Below are 20,284 nucleotides of genomic sequence, written 5' to 3' on the forward strand. Positions count from 1 at the left end.
TTTAAAGACTTTAATTAGTCCTTTTTTGGATTTAATAATGATAGATTTTTTTCTATATTATGTCTATATCTCAAATCCGTAACTAATATTTGATATTTTTGCTGAGTTTTAGCCTCTATAACCAATGTTTCAAGTGCTTTTTGAGCATCAGCATAAGGAAGAGAGTCTATATTATATACTTTGCCGTATTGTTCATACGCTAAATTAATCTCTTCTTCAGTAGGTTTAGGTATAGTTGATCTTATAACTTTATCTATATAATGAGATGTAACAGCACTTCTAGTTAAAAAGTTTTCTATAGATTTAGCCTGAGGTGTATCATAAAAACCTGTTTTTTTAGCTTCATAAATCATAACCTCTCTTGCCACAAATGCTTTGAACATACCATCTCTTGCCTGTATTCTTAATGCAGCAGGTATATTTCCTCCAGCCTGTTTTAATGATTCATTAAACATATCATTAAATTCTGATAAAGGAACTGTATATTCTTCTATAGTAAGGCATGGATCTCCATTAACAGAATATACCAAATTATAATTGGTTTTTGCTGACTCTATGATTTTATCATATTCATTACGCATTCGTTCCTGCAAAATAGTAGTTTCTATATCCATAGCAACCTGTTCATAAGTTACACTAGGACCTACAGCAGCCTGTATTCTTGCTTTATTATTGTTAAAAAATCTTCTTTTTTCTTCATCAGAAACTACTCCAAAGTCATCACTGACTTTTTCCTGCATATATAACTGAGATATTTGATTATCCCTTTCTTTTGAGATTAAATTAACAATTTCTTCATCCTTATCATATCCTTCTTCAACAGCTTTCATATAAACTAATTCCTGTTCTATAAGCTGAGAGGCAAACTGCCATAATTGAAGATCATTTGTAAGAATAATATTTACCGCCTCTTCAGGTGCACCTCTTAATATAGAAAGATTTGAAAGTTCGGACAGACAAGTTTCAACTGTAATAAGTTTTTTTACATTACCTTGAGCATCTCTTATTCTTATAACCCAATTAGAATCATCCTGAGAATATAAAAAATTAAATAATAATGTAGTAAGTGAAACTATGAACAATAACTTTTTCAACATATATAAAAAATCCTATTATAAATCAAAATCATCATCTGTATTTCTTTTATTTTTTCCCATGAACAAACTGAATATAGATTGAATAATATTAAACATGCTAAAATTATTCATAAAGTCTTTAGTTATTGCACTAAAACTATTAGCACTCTCTGCCAAATTATTAAAAGTATCATGTACAATATCTAAAGTATTTTTTGCCTTATTTGTTTCTTCATCTATTGTGTTAGATATATTGTTAATTTTTTCACTAATAGATTCAACATTTTCTAATATCTTATCAAATCTATTAGTGAATCTAAAATAACTAGCAAGCAATACAAAGAACATAGCTAATACTAGTATAAGCACCGATATTGCAATAAAAGCTAATGATATAGCTATAACATTTATTTGAAATGTAATATCCTGCATTAATCTTCAGCTTCTTCAGTAGATTTTTTTCTTCTTTTGTCAAAGAAATCATTAGTTTTTTCTTTGCCTTTTTCAACAAATTCTGAAGTTTTCAAAACACCTCTATGATAAATATCATCCACTTTATATTTAATATTTTCTACAGTTTCTTTAATATCTTCTCTTGTTTCTTCACCTGCTTTTGGAGCAAATAGTATACCTAATGCTACACCTGTTGTTATACCCAATAAGAATGAAAATATTCCTGATACTTCTTTAGACATAATAAAATATCCTCCTAGGTTATATGCTTTATTTTAATATTAAATTTAATTTACGTTTTTGTCAACTAAATAAAACATTTTATAAACCCTATTTTTGCATAAAAAGTAATAAAAAATAAATAGTAATATTGTTTTTTTATACAAAAGTATTAATATGTAATTTAAAATTATAATACGGAGATTATTTATATGGAATTAAAGGTATTGAATAAGCAGAATAATTCAAGAATGTGTTTAGTATGCGGATTTAAAAATGATTTAAGTTTGAAAGCCGAGTTTTATGAACTTGAAGATAAATCATTATGTGCTTTAGTAACTTTTAAAGATGTTCATCAGGGATATCCTTCCAGAGTTCATGGCGGAATACTTGCTGCTATATTGGATGAAACTATAGGGAGGGCTATGATGCCGTACACAGGAGAGGAGAAATGGGGCGTTACTATGACTCTTACAACTAAATACAAAAAGCCTGTTCCTATTAATGAACAAATAAGAATAGTAGGAAAAATTACATCAGGAGATGGCAGAATTTATGAAGGAGAAGGTTATATACTTTTAAATGACGGAAAGATTGCTGCAACGGCTAAAGGAACTTATCTTTGTATGGGGCTTGATAAAATAGCTGAGATGGATCCTAATAATGAAGAGGATTGGTTTGTAGAGAAAAAAGAAAGCGATCCTAAAGCTATAGATATCCCTCAGTAATTCGGAGTTTTTTATCATGGCACTTTTAAAATACAGAGATTATGATAAATATGTATTAAAATTCTTCTATGAAGTAAATAAACCAATGCATAGAAAAGATACATACGATAAATTAAAAGAGTATACCGATACATCTGATGAAGATTTCAGTATGATAACTAAAAATGGATATAATAAATTTAATTCAAGAATTCATTGGTCTTTGGTTGTTTTAAAAAAAGCTCAGTTAATAGAAAATGTGGATAAGGGAGTTTATCAAATAACTGACTTCGGAAAAAAATTCTATGAAGAAAATCCAGATTTTGATTTTAAAACTTTAAAAGAAAAAACACCATATTTAGAAAACAGCAAAAATAATTCACATGACGATATATATGAAATTGAAGAAATAGAAGAAGATGAAAACAGAAACGAAATAGAAAAAAGCATTGAAGAGTATTATGAAAGCGTAGAAAAAGATATACTTGACAGGCTTCAGTCTATGGGAGAAAGCTCTGTTGATAAAGGCACTAAATTTGAGAATATATGCTTGGAACTGCTTGAAAAAATGGGTTATGGTAAAAAGTATAGAACTGGAGGAAGCGGAGACAGAGGAATAGATGGTACACTTACTATGGATAAATTCGGATTTGACATCATAGGTGTGCAATGCAAATGCTATAAAGAAAATAGTAAAGTTAATGATACTGAAATAACAAAATTTGCTCATGGGCTTAAAAATGTTAATGGTATAAACAGAGGTATATTTATAACAACTTCCGATTATACTCAGCAGGCTAAAAAGGTTGTAGAAGAATTAAAAGATGTAAAAATAATACTTATAAACGGATACAGACTTGCTAAATATATGCGTGAATATGAGGTTGGTGTTAGAGTTTTGGAAACTAGGAATATTTACGACATTATAATATAATAATTTTGAATTACAAAGCGTATGTTTCTTTTGCTGCTGTATTTTTATAATAACTACAATTTGTTTTTGAAAAAATACTGTAAATTAAAGTTTTTACAATATATAACAATTATTTTATAATTTAAAGCTAATCTTTAAACAAGTATATTTATTTAAAATAAATTCATTTTAATCTTGATGTTATCGTATATATTTACTATAATTATTAATGAAATATAAAAAATTAGGGTACAATATAAAATACTTCATATATATTATTTATTATTTGTAATATCTTTTATGTTATTTTGTAAGAGTCGACAATGATAATGAAAGTAAAAAAACATTTGATAAATATATATTTAACTTAAGTAAATTATATTTATGTAATGTAAATAGAATTCGTTTTTTATTTACACTTTCACAGTAATAATAGCTGATAATTCCGATATTTTAATAAAATAAATTTTATTAATCACTTAAGGATATGTAATTATGATGAAATTTAGAATCGTATTTTTAGTATTATTTGCAGCATTGTCAATTTCATGTAAAGAGAAAACTTCAAATACTGCAGATGAGATTAAAACAGAGATTATAAGAGTAGGTTATATGCCTGATTTTTCAGGAACATCAGCTGCTGCTATAGCACAGGAGAAAGGATATTTTCAGGAAGAAGGCTTAAATGTTGTATTACTCAAATTTTTAGACGGTCCTTCTGAAATTAATGCCATGCTTTCAAATAATTTAGATTTTGCATATATTGGACATGGAGCACATTCTCTAGCTATTCAAGGAAAAGTTAATGTATTATTTCCTAACGGCTTAAGTAAATCAGAACAGATTATAGCAAGAAAATCATCAGGAATAAATACAATTTTAGATTTAAAAGGCAAAACAGTAGCTGCACAGTTTGGAACTTCATCAGAAATATTTTTAAATCTTGCAATTAATAAACTTGGAATCAATAAAGATGAATTAAATATTTTAGATATGAATGGTCCTAATATAGTGTCTGCTATGACCAATGGAACTATTGATGCAGCATCTGTACAAGCTCCTTATACATTTTCAATATTGAATACGCTTGGAGATGAAGCAGTACCTATTGCTTCAATTATAGATTATTCAGATTCTGGTGCATTCCCAAGCAGCTGGGTAGTTACTCCCGAATATCAAAATGCTAATCCTGATATAGTTAATAGATTTTCAAGAGCTATACTTAAAGCTATGGATTATAGAGCTAATAATATGAATGAGGCTGTTGAAATAGTTGCAAGACAAAATAATTCCCCAATTGAAACTGTTGCTTTAGAAAAAGAAACTGCTTTATGGTTTTCAGGTCAAAATGTAAAAGAAGCATATCTTAATGGAAAAGCAGCGGAGTGGTATAAATCTCAGCAGAATGTATTTATTTATACCAAAACTATTACAAATACTAGTGATATTAGTAAGTATGTACAGATAAAATATATGATTGATAATGTTTTTAATAATTGATATTAAATGATTATATTGTTAAAGGCGATGTAGAAATTATTTTAGTATACATCGCTTTTATTTTTAATTTTTGTATAATTTTCATAAAAAAGTAAAAAAAAATATTAAATGCTATTGATTTTTTTGTATAGCTGCTTTATAATGCTAGAACTTTCATAAAAGCGATTAAAGCGTATAGTATAGTTTTTCTTATGTTTTAATACTATAGTGCTCAGTGTATTAATGCTGTTTCGTATTTGAAGTAAAAACTGTGTTTAATTTATCGCCTTTCCGTTAGGATTAGGAATTTTAAGAAATAAAAAATTTGTAAAAAATAAATATTAGAGGGTTTAGTATTTTATGCCTACAATTAATCAATTAGTAAGAAAAGGTCGCAAGCGTATAATAAATAAAACAAAATCGCCTGCATTAATGAAATGTCCGCAAAGAGAAGGAGTATGTACTCGTGTTACAACAACAACTCCTAAAAAACCTAACTCAGCTATGCGTAAAATTGCTCGTGTAAGAGTAACAAATGGTATGGAAGTAACAGCTTATATTCCTGGTATAGATCACACATTACAGGAACATAACCGCGTTCTTATAAGAGGCGGACGTGTTAAAGACTTACCTGGATGCCGTTATCACATAGTTCGCGGAAGCCGTGAAGCTACAGGTGTTGAAAAAAGAATGAAAGCTAGAAGTAAATATGGTACTAAAAAACCAAAGGCTTAATGGAGTAAAGTAATATGGCTAGAAGAAGAAGAGCACAATCTAGAAAAATAGACGCTGATCCTGTATACGGCAGTGTTGATATAAGTAAATTTATTAATAAATTAATGTATGATGGAAAGAAAAGTAAGGCTGAAAATATATTTTATAAAGCTATAGATGTAGTTAAAGAAAAAACAAATAAAGACGGCTTAGAAGCTTTTAATGAAGCTATAGAAAATATTAAGCCTCGTGTAGAAGTAAAATCAAGAAGAGTAGGCGGTTCTACTTATCAGGTTCCAGTAGATGTAAGAGAAGACAGACAAAAATCATTGGCGTTCAAATGGCTTATAAACGCTTCAAGAAAAAGAGGCGGCAGAAGTATGGTTGAACGTTTATCAAATGAGATTGTAGATGCTATAGACGGAAAAGGTCAGGCAGTAGCTAAGAGAGATGAAGTTCATAGAATGGCTGAAGGTAACAAGGCATTCGCACACTTTAGGTGGTAGTTTTTAAGGAGTAAGTAAAAAGTGGCACGTCAAATTTCATTAGAAAACACACGTAATATTGGTATTATGGCTCATATTGATGCTGGTAAAACTACTTTAAGTGAGCGTATTCTTTATTTTACTGGTAAGACCCATAAAATAGGAGAGGTTCATGAAGGTGCAGCAGAGATGGACTGGATGGAACAGGAGAGAGAAAGAGGTATTACAATTACTTCAGCAGCAACAACATGTTTTTGGAATGGAAACAGAATTAATTTGATAGATACTCCGGGACACGTTGACTTTACTGTAGAAGTAGAAAGATCTTTGAGGGTATTAGATAGTGCCGTTGGTGTTTTCTGTTCAGTAGGCGGTGTTCAGCCTCAGAGTGAAACAGTTTGGAGGCAGGCAAGCAATTATAAAATTCCTAGAGCTATTTTCGTTAATAAAATGGATAGAATAGGTGCTAACTTCTATGCTGTTTTAGAACAAACAAGAGAAAGATTAAAAGCTAACAGCCACCCAGTAGTTATACCTATAGGTGCAGAAAGTAATTTCGAGGGTGTTGTTGACTTAGTAAATATGAAAGAAGTAATTTGGGTTTCTGAAGACGGCATGAAAATGGAAGAGAGAGAAATCAGACCTGAATTAAAAGAAAAAGCAGAAGAATACAGGAATTCATTGTTAGAAGCAATCGTTGAATACGATGATGATGCTATGAATAAATTTTTTGAAGGTGAGGAAATAGATGTTCCTACTGTAAAAAGACTTATAAGAACAGCTACTTTATCAGCAGAGTTCTTTCCAATGTTCTGCGGAACTGCTTTCAAAAATAAAGGTATTCAAGTATTAATTAACGGTATAGTTGACTATTTGCCATCTCCAGTAGACAGATCAGAAATAGAAGGTACAGATTTAGATGGTAATCCAATAACAAGAAAAATATCAGATGATGAAAAATTCAGTGCATTAGCATTTAAAATAATGACAGATCCTCATGTAGGAAAAATAGCATTCTTCAGAGTTTATTCTGGTATATTAGAAGCTGGTTCTTATGTGTTTAACGCAACAAAAGGAAAAAGAGAGCGTATCGGAAGAATACTTCAGATGCATGCTAATAAAAGAGAAGAAATTGATACAGTATATGCTGGTGATATAGCAGCAGCAGTAGGTCTTAAAGAAACAACAACAGGTGATACTTTATGTCCTGAAAATGCTCCTATAATTTTAGAAGCAATCAATTTCCCAGAGCCAGTAATCAATGTTGCTATAGAGCCTAAAACAAAAGGCGACAGAGATAAAATGTCAGTAGCTTTATCAAGACTTGCTGAAGAAGACCCAACATTCAGAGTAACATTTGATGAAGAAACAGGTCAGACAATTATTGCAGGTATGGGTGAATTACACTTAGAAATTATCTGCGACAGAATGAAAAGAGAATATAAAGTTGAGGCAAATGTAGGACGTCCTCAAGTATCTTATAGAGAAGGTGTTAAGAAAACTGTTGAAGTTCAAGGAAAATTTGTACGTCAGTCTGGCGGTAAAGGTCAGTACGGAGATGTATGGTTGAGAATAGGTCCTAATGAACCTAATGCAGGATTTAAATTTAATAATGAAATCGTAGGCGGTGCTGTTCCAAGAGAATATATACCAGCAGTAGAGAAAGGCTGTGTAGAAGCTATGAATACAGGTGTTCTTGCTAATTATCCAATGCTTGATGTTATAGTATCAGCTTATGACGGTTCATTCCACCCAGTAGACTCATCAGAAATGGCATTTAAAATAGCAGCTTCAATGGGATTCAAAGATGGATGTAAAAAAGCAGATCCATATTTATTAGAGCCTATGATGACAGTAGAAGTTGTAACTCCAGAAGATTATATGGGTGATATAATAGGAGATTTAGCTTCAAGAAGAGGACAGGTTCACGGATTTACAGATAAATCAGGTTATAAATCAATTAATGCTACAGTACCTCTTGCTGAAATGTTTGGATATACAACAAGTATCAGAAACGTATCTCAAGGTAGAGCAAGCTATACAATGCAGTTCTCTCATTACGAGGAAGTACCTAAAAACGTAGCAGATGAAATAATAGGTGCTAGAATGGGTAATAATAAGTAAGTAACATAAATAAAAGGTTACTGATTAGTAAAATAAAAAATAATTCCTAAAGTATAAATAATTGGAGGATTAAAATGGCTAAAGGAACTTACGAAGGTAAAAAAACACACGTTAACGTTGGTACTATCGGACACGTTGACCATGGTAAAACAACATTGACATCAGCAATAACAGCAGTATCATCTGCTATGTTCCCAGCAACAGTACAGAAAGTTGCTTATGACTCAGTAGCAAAAGCTTCTGAAAGTCAAGGTAGAAGAGACCCAACAAAAATATTAACAATAGCAACATCACACGTTGAATATGAATCAGACAACAGACACTATGCTCACGTAGACTGTCCAGGTCACGCTGACTACATTAAAAATATGATTACAGGTGCTGCTCAAATGGACGGTGCTATATTAGTAGTATCAGCAGAAGACGGTGTAATGCCTCAAACAAAAGAACACGTACTTCTTTCAAGACAAGTAGGTGTAAATTACATCGTAGTATTCTTAAATAAATGTGATAAATTAGATGACCCAGAAATGGCAGAAATAGTAGAAGCAGAAGTAATAGACGTATTAGATCACTATGGTTTTGATGGTTCTAAAACTCCTATTATTAGAGGTTCAGCTATTAAAGCTATTCAAGCTATTGAAGCAGGTAAGGATCCAAGAACTGATCCAGATTGTAAATGTATAATAGACTTATTAAATGCATTAGATACATATATTCCAGATCCAGTACGTGAAGTAGATAAAGACTTCTTAATGTCAATCGAAGATGTATACTCAATTCCTGGAAGAGGTACAGTTGTTACTGGAAGAATTGAAAGAGGTAAAATCAAAAAAGGTGATGAAGTTGAAATAGTTGGTATTAGAGATACTCAAAAAACAACTTGTACTGGTGTAGAAATGTTCAAAAAAGAGGTAGAAGGTATAGCTGGTTATAACGTTGGATGTCTTTTAAGAGGTATTGAACGTAAAGCAGTAGAAAGAGGACAGGTATTGGCTAAACCAGGTACAATTACACCTCATAAAAAATTCGAAGCTGAAGTATATATCTTGAAAAAAGAAGAAGGCGGAAGACACAGCGGTTTTGTAACAGGATACAGACCTCAAATGTACTTCAGAACAACAGACGTAACAGGAGTAATCAACCTACAAGAAGGTGCTCAAATGATTATGCCTGGCGACAATGCTAACTTAACTATTGAATTAATTACTCCTATCGCTATGGAAGAAAAACAAAGATTCGCTATACGTGAAGGCGGTAAAACAGTAGGTAACGGTGTTGTAACAAAAATATTAGAATAATAGGAAAAATAATGAGGGTATACCTTTGATTAATTAAAGATATACCCTTTAATTAAATTAAGAGAAAGCGAGTAATTCAAGCTATGAAAGAACAGAAAATACGAGTTAAACTAAAAGCCTTTGATATTGAGCTTATAGATCAATCAGCTCAGTCTATAGTTGCTAGTGTAAAGAAAACAGGTGCTAGAGTATCAGGACCTATACCATTGCCTACAAGCATACGTAAGGTAACAGTAATAAGAAGTCCGCATGTAAATATTAAATCAAGAGAACAATTTGAGATGCGTATATACAAAAGATTAATAGATATATTTGATGTAAACTCTCAAACTACAGATTCTCTTAAAAAATTAGCGCTTCCAGCTGGGGTTGATGTTCAGCTTAAATAAGCGTTTAATGAAATATTAAAGATAAAGCTTTACTACGTTTTATCTGTAATAGTTTGATATAGTAAGAAAGTAGTAAGTAAAATCATTATAGAGGATTCGCCGATGGTAGGAATAATTGGCAAAAAATTGGGCATGACAACAGTTTTTGATGAAACTGGCAATGCTATAGCAGTAACAGTTGTAGAAGCTGGTCCATGCACAGTTATGCAGATAAGAGATAATGAGAAAGACGGCTATAGTGCTATTCAATTAGGATATGGTTCCGTTAAAGAAAAGCATTTAAATAAGCCGCAAATAGGGCAATTTAAAAAAGCAAATTTAGAGCCTAAGAAATATTTGAAAGAGTTCAGAATGGACGATGCTAGTTCTTATACAGTAGGTCAGGAGCTTAAAGTAGATATATTTCAAGCAGGCGATTTTATAGATGTTAGTTCTTTGAGTAAAGGTCGTGGTTTTGCAGGTGTAATGAAAAGACATAACTACGACGGCGGTCCTATGAGCCATGGTTCTAACTTCAGAAGAAGAGCAGGTTCTATAGGATGTAACAGTTATCCTGCAAGAGTATGGAAAGGTAAAGGTATGCCTGGACACATGGGCAATGCTTTAACTACTATACAAAACTTGAAAGTAGTTGAAATAAGACCAGATGATAATTTGATTATGATTAAAGGTGCTATACCAGGTGCTATTAACAGCATAGTTAAATTGACATCAGCTGTAAAAAAACGCAATAAGAAAAAGAACTCAATGAATTAATTATGACAGGATGATAAAATGGAAGTAGTAATACTAAATGAAAATGGAGATAGCGTAGGCAATTTAGAGGTTGTTGACGAGATATTTAAATCAGAAGTTAACAATAATCTACTTTACGAAGCAATCAAAAATGAATTAGCTAACAGACGTCAGGGAACACACTCCACAAAAACCAGAGCAGAAGTTTCAGGTGGCGGTAAAAAACCTTGGAGACAAAAAGGTACTGGCAGAGCAAGAGCAGGTTCTACACGTTCACCAATTTGGGTAGGCGGTGGTAAAACACATACTCCTAAACCACGTGATTATAGCTATAGATTGCCAAAGAAAATGAAGCGTAAGGCTCTATTGTCTGTTTTATCTTTAAAATATGGAAGCAATGTTCTTAAAGTTTTTGAAGATTTCACTTTTGATTCACCAAAAACAAAAAGAATGGCTAGTTTTATAAGTAAGGTTAAAGAACCAAATACAAGAAAGGTAGCATTTGTAGTAGGTAAAGATGAATCTTTAGGTGATAATTATAATAAATTATTATTGTCATTAAGAAACATCAAAGATTTAAAGCTTGTAAATGCAGACAGTATGTCTATACATCCTTTATTTTATGCTGATGAAGTATATTTTACTAAAACAGCTTTATCTAAATTAAATGCTAGAATTAAGGGTTAAAAAATATGAGCATGTATTCACTTTTAATTGAGCCTATACTTACAGAAAAAAGTAATATGCTAAGAACTGAGCCAAAAGGAACAGAAAAGCGTTATTATGTATTTAGAGTAAGACAGGATGCTAATAAGCAAGAGTTAATGAAAGCGGTTGAAAAAATATTTAATGTTCATCCGTTGGATTGCAAGATAATAAATGTTAAGCCAAAAAAGAAAAATCGCAGAATGAGCAGACGCGGATATACACGCAGTTATAAGAAAGCGATAATAGTTCTTGACGGCAAAGAATCAATAGATATAGTAAAATAATGAGGGACACCGATGGCTATTAAGAAATTTAAACCGACAACACCAAGTTTACGCTATCGTACAGTAGTGGACTTTTCGGATATTACGACAAATGAGCCTTGTAAATCATTAGTATGCGGAAAAAAACGTATAAGCGGACGCGGTTCTAATGGTCGTATCACTATGCGTCGTCGCGGAGGCGGACATAAAAAACTTTTTAGATTTGTAGATTTTAGAAGAGATAAGCATGATATAGAAGCAAAAGTAGTTTCTATAGAGTATGATCCAAACAGAACTGCTCGTATAGCACTTTTACACTATACAGATGGCGAAAAAAGATATATAATATGGCCATTGGGATTAAATGTAGGAGATAGAGTAGTAAGCGGAGAAAATGCAAAAGTTAAAGTTGGATGTACTTTGCCATTGAAAAAAATTCCATTAGGTACTATAATACATAACATTGAAATTACACCTGGAAAAGGCGGTCAGCTTGTTAGAGCAGCAGGCGGCGGTGCACAGATAACAGCTAAATCAGGCGGTTACTGTGTAATAAGACTTCGCTCAGGTGAAGAAAGAAGAATACTAGAAAATTGTTATGCTACTATAGGTCAAATTGGCAATTTAGATCATTTCAATACTACAGATGGCAAAGCTGGTACTACTAGACATAAAGGCAGAAGACCAAAAGTTAGAGGTGTTGTAATGAACCCAGTAGATCACCCACATGGTGGTGGTGAGGGTAAAAGCGGACAAGGTAATCCGCATCCAGTTTCACCAACAGGAGTACCTACTAAGGGTTACAAAACAAGAAAGAAACATAAGTATTCTGATAGATTAATATTAAAAAGAAGAGGGGGTAAGAAATAATGTCTCGCTCTATAAAAAAAGGACCTTTTGTAGATAAGAATCTTTTTAAGAAAATACAGGCTGGAGATAATAAGCACCAAATAAAAACTTATAGCCGTGCTTCAACAATTATTCCAGAGATGATAGGTTTTACTATAAACGTGCATAATGGTAAAACATTTGTAGCTGTTTATATACAGGAAAATATGATAGGTCATAAATTAGGCGAATTTGCACCAACAAGAAAATTTATATCTCATGCAGGTGCCGCTAAAGTAGGTAAGAAATAAGGATTTAGACTATGGATTATAAAGTAAAGGTACGTTATTTACGCATTGGTCGCAGAAAAGTAGCAAGATTACTTCCATTTGTAAAAGGCGAATATGTTAATCATGCTATATCTAATTTAGCGACAATGCCGCAGATGTCATCAGTAGTTCTAAGAAAGGCTATTAAGAGCGGAATAGCTAATGCTATATTCCAATCAAGAAATATCAATCCAGATACATTATGGGTAAAAACTGCTTTTGTAGATAAAGCTCCAACATTAAAGAGAATACGTGCAGCAAGCAGAGGCAGTGCTGATCCAATATTAAAAAGACTTTCACATATTACTATAGTATTAAGTGATGATAAAAAACCTGAAAAGAAAAAAATTAAAGTTAAGAGTGCTAAATCAGAAGAAGCACCTAAAGCAGCGGAGGTATAAACTATGGGTCAAAAAGTTAGTCCAATAGGCTTAAGACTCGGAATTAATAAAACTTGGTCTAGCAGATGGTTTGAAGACAAAAGAACTTATGCAGACAGTTTGCATGAAGATTTATCTATTAGACGCTATATAATGAATTATTATTATAAAACATTAAAAGAAGAGCAGAAAAAAATCGGCGGAAAAAAAGAGTCTTTTGACCCTGCTATATCTAATATAGAAATAGTACGTTTCCCAGATAGAATTAATATATTCATAGCAACTGCAAGAGCTGGAGTAGTTATAGGACCTAAAGGTCAAAGAGTTGAAACTATAAAAACAGCAGTACAAAAAATGGTTAAAAAACCAGTTCACTTCTCTATCACAGAGATAAGAGATGCTGAATTAGACGCTACATTAGCAGCTCAAAGCGTAGCACGTCAATTAGAAATGCGTATTGCTTTCAGAAGAGCTATGAAAAGTGTTATAACTCAAGCTATGAAGAAAGGTGCTAAAGGAATAAAAGTTATGTGTTCTGGACGTTTAGCAGGAGCTGATATTGCTAGAACAGAACAATATAAAAATGGTTCAGTACCTTTACATACTTTAAGAGCTAATATAGATTATGGCACTGCAGAAGCCCTAACTACATTTGGTATTATCGGAATAAAAGTGTGGATCTATAAGGGAGAAATTCTTGATAAAAAAGAACATAAGCAAGATGATGCAGGTAAAGTTATCAGTGCCAAAGGAGATAGATAATGTTACAACCATCAAGAACTAAGTATCGTAAGCAGCATAGAGGCAGAATGAAAGGTAAATCAAAAAGAGGAAGTAATTTAACTTTTGGAGATTACGGTTTGATGGCATTAGAGCCTGTATGGTTAACAGACAGACAAATTGAAGCTGCACGTATTGCTATATCAAGACATGTTAAACGTGTAGGTAAAATGTGGATAAAAGTATTTCCAGATAAGCCTTATACTAAAAAACCTGCTGAAACTAGAATGGGTAAAGGTAAAGGTAACGTTGAATATTGGGTAGCTGTAGTTAAGCCTGGAAAAGTAATATTTGAAATAGCAGGTGTTCCAGAAGAGTTAGCTCAATCAGCTTTCAGACTAGCTGGTTTTAAGCTTCCTATAAAAACTAAGTTCATTAAGAGGGAGGCTATATAATGGCTAAAAATAAAAAAGATTATAAGTCATTAGGTTTAGAAGAGCTTAAAGGTGAACTTCTAAAATTAGAAAAAGAATATCAAGAGCATAGATTTGAAAAAGTTGTTGGCGATGCAAGACAAACACATCAGCTAAAAAAAGCTCGTAAAGATATAGCTAGAGTTAAGACATTTATTCGTCAGCATGAACTTGGTATAAAAAAATAGTGAGGTATTACTACAGTGGAAAGCAAAGCAAAAAAATATAAAAGAGTACTTGAGGGAATTGTAGTTTCTGATAAAATGGATAAAACTATAGTTGTAAAAGTAGAAAGCAAGCAGAAACACCCTCTTTATGGTAAAACTATTAGTAAAAATAAACGCTATAAAGCTCATGATGAAAAAAATGAATGTGTAGAAGGCGATTTAGTAAGAGTAATAGAGTGCAGACCTCTTAGTAAAGATAAAAAATTCAGATTAACAAAAATAGTTAAGAAAGCTGAGCGTATAGAGAAAGATTCTATGGATAGTGATGTAGAAGGCGTATTAAAACGTGAAAAACATGCTCCAGAAGCATCAGTTTCACAGGTTGAAGGAGAGTAAGAACTATGATACAAGTACCAACTACTCTTAATGTAGCCGACAATACTGGCGTAAAAAAATTAAAATGTATTAAGGTATTAGGAGGAAGCAGACGCAGATACGCTACTTTAGGCGATGTAATAATCTGCTCTGTAACAGATATAATTCCTACTTGCTCTATAGAAAAAGGTAAAGTAGTTAAAGCTGTAATAGTAAGAGTTAAAAAAGAAGTTAGACGTCCAGACGGTTCATATATACGTTTTGATGAGAATGCTGCTGTTATAGTAGATGATAAAAAAGAGCCTCGCGGTAAACGTATATTCGGACCAGTAGCACGTGAGCTTAGAGATAGAGGCTTTATGAAGATAGTATCACTTGCACCAGAGGTAATATAATATGATAAAGAAAAAAGATTTAAGTAAGACAAAATACAAAGTAAAAAAAGGCGATACTGTTGAGGTAATAGCTGGAGAACAAAGCGGAGAACGCGGCGAAGTATTATCTATAGACAGAGAAAAAGGCAGAGTTTTCGTAAAAAATATTAATATGGTTAAAAAGACTATGCCAAAAAGTCAGGAAAATCAGAAAGGCGGTATAGTTGAAAGAGAAGCTTCAATACATATTTCTAATGTTATGGTAGTGAATAAAGGCGGAAAAGCTACTAGAGTTGGAAGAAAAGAAGTAGATGGTAAATTAAAAAGATATGCCAAAAAATCGGGCGAAGTTCTTGATAAGTAAGCAGGAGAAGTAAATTATGTCAGTATTAAAAGATAGGTATGAAAAAGAGATTAAACAATCTCTGCTAAAAGATATGAATTTAAGCTCTACAATGGCTATTCCTAAAATTGAAAAGATTATAATCAATATGGGAGTAACTCAGGCAGTATCAGATAAAAAATATGTTGATTCTGCTGTAGAAGAACTTAGCCAAATAGCTGGACAAAGAGCAGTAGTAACAAGAGCTAAAAAGTCTATAGCTAACTTCAAATTAAGACAAGGTATGCCTATAGGATGTAGAGTAACATTGAGAGGCGATAGAATGTACGATTTTCTTGAGAGATTAATTTTTATCGCTTTGCCAAGAGTAAGAGATTTTCAAGGTATTCCTAGAAAAGGATTTGACGGAAACGGTAATTACAATTTAGGAATAAAAGAGCATACAATATTTCCAGAAATAAGTTTTGATAAAACAGATGCTGTAAAAGGCTTAAATATAACAATAGTAACAACTGCAGATAATGACGAAATGGCACGCACATTATTAGAGAGAGTTGGTTTACCATTTCGTGCTGCACCTAAAAGTCAGGAGAATAAATAATGGCTAGATTAGCACTTAAAGTTAAAGCTACAAAAAAACAAAAATATAAAACAAGACAATATAACAGATGCCCAATATGCGGTAGACCAAGAGCTTATATAAGACAGTACAAGATGTGCAGAATATGTTTTAGAGATTTAGCTAATAAAGGTTTAATACCGGGTGTAACTAAGTCTAGTTGGTAATTTAAGGAGAGTATAAATGAGCGTACATGATCCAATAGCAGATGCTTTAACTATAATTAGAAATGGATGCAGAGCAAAAAAAGATGCTGTAACTATACCTTTTTCTACAAAAATGGAAAATATACTTGCAATTTTGAAGAAAGAAGGATATATTAATGACTTCAAAAAAGTAGAAGTAAAAGATAAAAATTTCTTCCGCATAGAGATAGACTTAAAATATTATGAAGGAAGCTCAGTAATAGAGGGCATTCAAAGAGTATCAACTCCTGGTTTGAGAGTTTATACTTCAGTAGGCACTATACCTCAGGTAAAAAATGGTTTTGGTATATCTGTGATATCTACTAGCAAAGGCGTTATGACTGATAAAGAAGCCAGAAAAGAGAATGTCGGCGGCGAAGTTTTATGCTATGTTTGGTAATAAATTAAGAGGGTATTAATAATGAGTAGATTAGCGAACAAACCTATAGCGATTCCTAAAGATGTTGAAGTTAAAATAGACGGTCATAAAGTAATCGTAAAAGGTAAAAGAGGAGAGTTGACAAGAGAGTTTTTTGATTATATAATACTTGAACTCGAAAATAATTCTCTTTGGGTTAAACCTCCTAAGATTGAAAGTACTGACGAGAAAGCTATTAAAGAAAATAGAGCTAAATATTCTGCACAATTAGGTTTAGTGTGGAAACTTATTTCTAATATGATAGAAGGTGTTACTGCTGGATATAAAAAAGTTCTTCAGTTAGAAGGTACAGGTTATCGTTCTAATGTACAAGGGGACATTATAACATTGCAATTAGGTTTTTCAAGTGATGTAAAAATGAAAATACCTGCAGGTATTAAAGTAACAGTAGAGAAAGACACTAAAATCATTATCGAAGGTAATGATAAAGAACAAGTAGGCGAGCTTGCTATGAATATCAAGAAAAAAAGACCTGTTGAACCTTATAAAGGCAAAGGTGTTAGATTTGATGGCGAGCATGTAAAAATGAAAGAAAGTAAAAAAGCTGCTAAGTAAGGGGTAAGCTATGGGTTTAAGAGAAAAAATTAAAGCTCAACGTGAAAGAAGAAAGAGAAGTATACGTATAAAAATAGAAGGAAGTTCAGAGCGTCCAAGACTTACAGTTTATAAAAGTCTTAAATATGTATCTGCTCAAATAATAGATGATAGTAAGGGTGTAACTTTAGTATCAGCATCTTCTCAGGAAAAAGATTTAAAAAGTGGTAAAAATGTTGATGTAGCTAAAGAGATAGGTAAAGTTTTAGCTGCTAGAGCAAAAGAGAAGAATATTAGTGAAGTTGTATTCGATAGAAACGGCTATATATATCATGGAAAAATAAAATCCTTAGCTGACGGTGCTCGTGAAGCAGGATTGAAATTTTAAGGAGTATTACCTTGGCACACGATATGAACAACAACGAAGAAAAAAGTATGTATGAAGAACGCCTTATAACTTTAAACAGAGTAGCTAAAGTTATGAAAGGCGGAAGACGTTTTAGATTTGCCGCTTTAATGGTTTTAGGTGATAAAAATGGTCATGTTGGTTTAGGTTATGGTAAAGCTAATGAAGTACCAGATGCTATTAGAAAAGCTATAGAGCAAGCTAAGAAAAACATGATAGAAGTTAACTTAAAAGGTGAAACTATACCTCATAATACGGTTGGAGTATTTAGAAGCAGCAGAATAATAATGAAACCAGCTTCTAAAGGTACTGGAGTTATTTCAGGCGGTCCTGCTCGTGCAGTATTAGAATTAGCAGGAGTTAAAAATATTCTTTCTAAATCTCTTGGAAATAACAATTCTATGAACTTAGCTAAAGCTACATTTGAAGGTTTGAAATCTTTAAAAACTGTAGAATATATGGCTAATAAAAGAGGAATTAGTATAAACCAAATTTATGGGAGGACTGAATAATGGCTAAAGTTGTAATAACATTAGTTAAATCTCCTATAGGCTATGAAAAATCTCAAAGAGATACAGTTGTAGCTTTAGGTTTCAAAAGAGGAAAAAGAGTTGTAGAACATGAAGCAACTCCTCAGATAAATGGAATGATAAATAAGATATCACATCTTCTTAAAGTAGAGTATAAGTGAGGGCTTAGCAAATGGCACAAGAAAATACAAAAATATTAAGAGCTCCTAAAGGTTCAAGTAAAAAGCGTCATAGGGTAGGACGCGGTCAGGGTTCTGGATGGGGCTGTACTGCAGGCAGAGGTGATAAAGGTGCACAATCTCGTGCAGGATACAGCAGAAGAGCTGGTTTTGAAGGCGGACAAATGCCTTTGCATAGAAGAATTCCAAAAAGCGGATTCACTAATGCAGCTTTCAAAAAATTTGTAAATATTATCAATGTAGGTGATTTAGATTCCATAGGTAATGAAATAAGCAGAGAAACTTTATTAAAATTAGGTTTTCTATCATCTAAAAGAGATTATATAAAATTGCTTTCTATGGGCGAAGTAAAAAGTGCTATTACTATTACCGTTGATATGGCTAGCAAAAAAGCTATAGAAAAAGTTGAAAAATCAGGCGGTAAGGTTATAATAAACGAACGTAAAAAATATATTAGAAAAAAAGAAGATAAAAAATCTTAAGGTAAATTATAATGCTGAAATCATTAACTAATATATTTAAAGTACAAGAATTAAGAAGCAGAATCCTATTTACTATTTTAGCCATATTGGTTTACAGAATAGGAAGTCATATTCCGACACCTGGTATAGATCCTACCGCTTTATTAAGTTTTTTATCCTCATCGCAGGGCGGTGCAGGACTTTTGACTATAATGGATTTATTTTCAGGCGGTGCTTTATTCAGATTTTCTATATTGGCACTAGGTATAATGCCTTATATTTCTGCTTCCATTATTATGCAGCTTTTGGGTGTGGTAATACCAGCACTCGAAAGAATGCAAAAAGAAGGTGAAAGCGGTCGTAAAAAGATAAATCAGTATGTTAGATATCTAACGCTTGTTCTTTGTATGATACAATCTGCAGCTATGGCTAGCTGGATACAGAGTATAAATGAAGGTGCTATGATCTTTATGAATCCTGGAATTGGATTTATACTATTAGTGGTTGTAACGGCTACAGCTGGTACCATGTTCTTAATGTGGCTAGGTGACCAAATTACAGAACGCGGCCTTGGTAACGGTATATCTGTTATAATTTTTGCTGGTATAGTTGCTCGTATTCCTGCTGGTGTTTATGATGTTATACAGAAGAGAGATAGTGAATATTTGAATTCTTTAGTTATAGTTCTTTTCTTCATAATTTTTGCAATAGTTATATTCTGTGTAGTTTATGAGGAAAGCGGACAGAGAAGAATTCCAGTACAGTATGCTAAACGTGTTGTAGGAAGAAAAGTATTTGGGGCTCAATCAACTCATATACCTTTCAAAATCAATCCGTCTGGTGTAATACCTATAATATTCGCTTCAGCTTTAATGGCTATTCCTGCTCAGGTAGCAAGCTTAACTAGAGGTGTTCAATGGAGATGGCTTGATGCATTGCTTAGATTTTTCTCTTATGGAAGCTGGGCGTATATCATTCTTTATTGTCTTTTGGTTATTATGTTTGCGTATGTTTATACATCAGTACAGTTCAATCCAGATGATATAGCAGAGAATCTTAAGAAATCAGGAGGTTTTATACCTGGTTATAGACCTGGTACTCAAACTGCTGAATATCTTAAAACAGTATTAAGCAGAATAACTATAGGCGGTTCAATATTTTTAGCAGCTATAGCAGTATTTCCTGATTTGATGTCTAAGATTCCTATATTTGCTCCTTTCAGAGGTACGAATAATTCACTTGTATATTTGATGGGCGGAACTTCAGTGATGATTAGTGTTAGTGTTGCTGTTGAGTTATTAAAACAAATAGAATCCTATTTACAAATGCATAACTATGACGGCATATTAAAGAAATCTAAGGTTAGAAGGTAATCA

31 protein-coding genes and 1 pseudogene are annotated in these 20,284 nt (G+C 32.4%); 29 read left to right on the top strand and 3 right to left on the bottom strand.

The genetic code is table 11. The features are described from left to right. Positions 1 to 14: 14 nt before the first annotated feature. The 3 genes from Q0J69_RS02555 to Q0J69_RS02565 are packed head-to-tail and all read right to left on the bottom strand — an operon-like array spanning position 15 to position 1,771. The gene (locus Q0J69_RS02555; RefSeq protein ID WP_297204063.1) at positions 15 to 1,097 is read right to left on the bottom strand and encodes a peptidylprolyl isomerase; all 1,083 of its coding nucleotides are present in this window, start codon (positions 1,095 to 1,097) and stop codon (positions 15 to 17) included. Positions 1,098 to 1,112: 15 nt separating this feature from the next. Further along, positions 1,113 to 1,508 (bottom strand): DUF948 domain-containing protein, encoded by a 396-nt coding sequence (locus tag Q0J69_RS02560; protein ID WP_297204065.1) that lies wholly within the window; start codon positions 1,506 to 1,508, stop codon positions 1,113 to 1,115. Then, on the bottom strand, positions 1,508 to 1,771 hold the full coding sequence (locus Q0J69_RS02565) for a YtxH domain-containing protein (protein WP_297204068.1): 264 nt from the start codon (positions 1,769 to 1,771) through the stop codon (positions 1,508 to 1,510). Before Q0J69_RS02565 ends, Q0J69_RS02560 begins: the two co-directional genes overlap by 1 nt. A 189-nt stretch (positions 1,772 to 1,960) precedes the next feature. Here Q0J69_RS02565 and Q0J69_RS02570 point away from each other — a divergent pair, with 189 nt between their 5' ends. From Q0J69_RS02570 to secY, 29 genes and pseudogenes are all read left to right on the top strand, one after another. Continuing rightward, positions 1,961 to 2,476 carry a PaaI family thioesterase gene (locus Q0J69_RS02570; protein ID WP_297204070.1) on the top strand — a complete coding sequence of 172 codons (516 nt, stop codon included), beginning with the start codon at positions 1,961 to 1,963 and terminating at the stop codon, positions 2,474 to 2,476. A 16-nt stretch (positions 2,477 to 2,492) separates the two neighbouring features. After that, a complete protein-coding gene (locus tag Q0J69_RS02575) occupies positions 2,493 to 3,389 on the top strand; it encodes a restriction endonuclease (RefSeq protein ID WP_297204072.1) in 897 nt (298 codons plus the stop codon). A gap of 474 nt (positions 3,390 to 3,863) precedes the next feature. Beyond that, positions 3,864 to 4,868 (top strand): ABC transporter substrate-binding protein, encoded by a 1,005-nt coding sequence (locus tag Q0J69_RS02580; RefSeq protein WP_297204074.1) that lies wholly within the window; start codon positions 3,864 to 3,866, stop codon positions 4,866 to 4,868. Positions 4,869 to 5,207: 339 nt separating this feature from the next. Beyond that, positions 5,208 to 5,582, top strand: coding sequence for a 30S ribosomal protein S12 (rpsL, locus tag Q0J69_RS02585; RefSeq protein ID WP_020064458.1), 375 nt, complete (start codon positions 5,208 to 5,210; stop codon positions 5,580 to 5,582). 14 nt (positions 5,583 to 5,596) lie between these two features. Beyond that, on the top strand, positions 5,597 to 6,067 hold the full coding sequence (gene rpsG / locus Q0J69_RS02590; RefSeq protein WP_297204077.1) for a 30S ribosomal protein S7: 471 nt from the start codon (positions 5,597 to 5,599) through the stop codon (positions 6,065 to 6,067). A 21-nt stretch (positions 6,068 to 6,088) separates the two neighbouring features. After that, entirely contained in the window at positions 6,089 to 8,170 is a 2,082-nt protein-coding gene (fusA, locus tag Q0J69_RS02595) for an elongation factor G (RefSeq protein ID WP_297204080.1), read from the top strand. A gap of 74 nt (positions 8,171 to 8,244) precedes the next feature. Continuing rightward, the gene (gene tuf, locus Q0J69_RS02600; protein ID WP_297204083.1) at positions 8,245 to 9,471 is read left to right on the top strand and encodes an elongation factor Tu; all 1,227 of its coding nucleotides are present in this window, start codon (positions 8,245 to 8,247) and stop codon (positions 9,469 to 9,471) included. 83 nt (positions 9,472 to 9,554) lie between these two features. Further along, on the top strand, positions 9,555 to 9,860 hold the full coding sequence (rpsJ, locus tag Q0J69_RS02605) for a 30S ribosomal protein S10 (RefSeq protein ID WP_028330951.1): 306 nt from the start codon (positions 9,555 to 9,557) through the stop codon (positions 9,858 to 9,860). Between the two features lie 102 nt (positions 9,861 to 9,962). Beyond that, positions 9,963 to 10,616 carry a 50S ribosomal protein L3 gene (rplC, locus tag Q0J69_RS02610; RefSeq protein WP_297204087.1) on the top strand — a complete coding sequence of 218 codons (654 nt, stop codon included), beginning with the start codon at positions 9,963 to 9,965 and terminating at the stop codon, positions 10,614 to 10,616. A gap of 18 nt (positions 10,617 to 10,634) precedes the next feature. Then, on the top strand, positions 10,635 to 11,282 hold the full coding sequence (gene rplD / locus Q0J69_RS02615; RefSeq protein ID WP_297204090.1) for a 50S ribosomal protein L4: 648 nt from the start codon (positions 10,635 to 10,637) through the stop codon (positions 11,280 to 11,282). Between the two features lie 11 nt (positions 11,283 to 11,293). After that, on the top strand, positions 11,294 to 11,587 hold the full coding sequence (gene rplW, locus Q0J69_RS02620; protein ID WP_297204343.1) for a 50S ribosomal protein L23: 294 nt from the start codon (positions 11,294 to 11,296) through the stop codon (positions 11,585 to 11,587). Positions 11,588 to 11,599: 12 nt separating this feature from the next. Beyond that, positions 11,600 to 12,436: a 50S ribosomal protein L2 gene (gene rplB / locus Q0J69_RS02625; protein WP_028330947.1), complete on the top strand. Its 837-nt coding sequence runs from the start codon at positions 11,600 to 11,602 to the stop codon at positions 12,434 to 12,436. Next, entirely contained in the window at positions 12,436 to 12,705 is a 270-nt protein-coding gene (gene rpsS, locus Q0J69_RS02630) for a 30S ribosomal protein S19 (protein WP_008723378.1), read from the top strand. The genes rplB and rpsS overlap by 1 nt, the downstream gene beginning before the upstream one ends. An 11-nt stretch (positions 12,706 to 12,716) precedes the next feature. Then, a complete protein-coding gene (gene rplV / locus Q0J69_RS02635; RefSeq protein ID WP_297204097.1) occupies positions 12,717 to 13,124 on the top strand; it encodes a 50S ribosomal protein L22 in 408 nt (135 codons plus the stop codon). Between the two features lie 3 nt (positions 13,125 to 13,127). Further along, positions 13,128 to 13,865 carry a 30S ribosomal protein S3 gene (gene rpsC / locus Q0J69_RS02640; protein ID WP_297204099.1) on the top strand — a complete coding sequence of 246 codons (738 nt, stop codon included), beginning with the start codon at positions 13,128 to 13,130 and terminating at the stop codon, positions 13,863 to 13,865. Further along, entirely contained in the window at positions 13,865 to 14,278 is a 414-nt protein-coding gene (gene rplP, locus Q0J69_RS02645; protein WP_014933897.1) for a 50S ribosomal protein L16, read from the top strand. Before rpsC ends, rplP begins: the two co-directional genes overlap by 1 nt. Beyond that, a complete protein-coding gene (rpmC, locus tag Q0J69_RS02650; RefSeq protein ID WP_028330944.1) occupies positions 14,278 to 14,484 on the top strand; it encodes a 50S ribosomal protein L29 in 207 nt (68 codons plus the stop codon). Before rplP ends, rpmC begins: the two co-directional genes overlap by 1 nt. Before the next feature lie 15 nt (positions 14,485 to 14,499). Then, positions 14,500 to 14,760, top strand: a pseudogene (gene rpsQ, locus Q0J69_RS02655) (30S ribosomal protein S17); the annotation flags it as partial. Positions 14,761 to 14,864: 104 nt separating this feature from the next. After that, a complete protein-coding gene (gene rplN / locus Q0J69_RS02660; RefSeq protein WP_028330942.1) occupies positions 14,865 to 15,233 on the top strand; it encodes a 50S ribosomal protein L14 in 369 nt (122 codons plus the stop codon). 1 nt (position 15,234) lies between these two features. Continuing rightward, on the top strand, positions 15,235 to 15,576 hold the full coding sequence (gene rplX, locus Q0J69_RS02665; protein ID WP_297204107.1) for a 50S ribosomal protein L24: 342 nt from the start codon (positions 15,235 to 15,237) through the stop codon (positions 15,574 to 15,576). A 16-nt stretch (positions 15,577 to 15,592) separates the two neighbouring features. Next, entirely contained in the window at positions 15,593 to 16,156 is a 564-nt protein-coding gene (gene rplE, locus Q0J69_RS02670; protein WP_297204110.1) for a 50S ribosomal protein L5, read from the top strand. Further along, positions 16,156 to 16,341 (top strand): type Z 30S ribosomal protein S14, encoded by a 186-nt coding sequence (locus tag Q0J69_RS02675; RefSeq protein ID WP_008723403.1) that lies wholly within the window; start codon positions 16,156 to 16,158, stop codon positions 16,339 to 16,341. Before rplE ends, Q0J69_RS02675 begins: the two co-directional genes overlap by 1 nt. Positions 16,342 to 16,357: 16 nt before the next feature. After that, a complete protein-coding gene (gene rpsH, locus Q0J69_RS02680) occupies positions 16,358 to 16,759 on the top strand; it encodes a 30S ribosomal protein S8 (protein ID WP_297204114.1) in 402 nt (133 codons plus the stop codon). 21 nt (positions 16,760 to 16,780) lie between these two features. Continuing rightward, positions 16,781 to 17,353, top strand: a complete 573-nt coding sequence (gene rplF, locus Q0J69_RS02685) for a 50S ribosomal protein L6 (protein WP_297204118.1) — start codon at positions 16,781 to 16,783, stop codon at positions 17,351 to 17,353. A gap of 10 nt (positions 17,354 to 17,363) precedes the next feature. Next, entirely contained in the window at positions 17,364 to 17,720 is a 357-nt protein-coding gene (gene rplR, locus Q0J69_RS02690) for a 50S ribosomal protein L18 (RefSeq protein ID WP_297204121.1), read from the top strand. A gap of 23 nt (positions 17,721 to 17,743) precedes the next feature. Beyond that, positions 17,744 to 18,250 (top strand): 30S ribosomal protein S5, encoded by a 507-nt coding sequence (gene rpsE, locus Q0J69_RS02695; RefSeq protein ID WP_297204345.1) that lies wholly within the window; start codon positions 17,744 to 17,746, stop codon positions 18,248 to 18,250. Then, on the top strand, positions 18,250 to 18,429 hold the full coding sequence (gene rpmD, locus Q0J69_RS02700) for a 50S ribosomal protein L30 (protein WP_297204123.1): 180 nt from the start codon (positions 18,250 to 18,252) through the stop codon (positions 18,427 to 18,429). The genes rpsE and rpmD overlap by 1 nt, the downstream gene beginning before the upstream one ends. 11 nt (positions 18,430 to 18,440) lie before the next feature. Then, positions 18,441 to 18,929: a 50S ribosomal protein L15 gene (rplO, locus tag Q0J69_RS02705; RefSeq protein ID WP_297204124.1), complete on the top strand. Its 489-nt coding sequence runs from the start codon at positions 18,441 to 18,443 to the stop codon at positions 18,927 to 18,929. A gap of 11 nt (positions 18,930 to 18,940) precedes the next feature. Further along, complete coding sequence (secY, locus tag Q0J69_RS02710) at positions 18,941 to 20,281, top strand: preprotein translocase subunit SecY (RefSeq protein ID WP_297204125.1); 1,341 nt, start codon at positions 18,941 to 18,943, stop codon at positions 20,279 to 20,281. Positions 20,282 to 20,284 lie beyond the last annotated feature (3 nt).

The organism is uncultured Brachyspira sp. (assembly GCF_944388875.1).
Classification (GTDB): domain Bacteria; phylum Spirochaetota; class Brachyspiria; order Brachyspirales; family Brachyspiraceae; genus Brachyspira.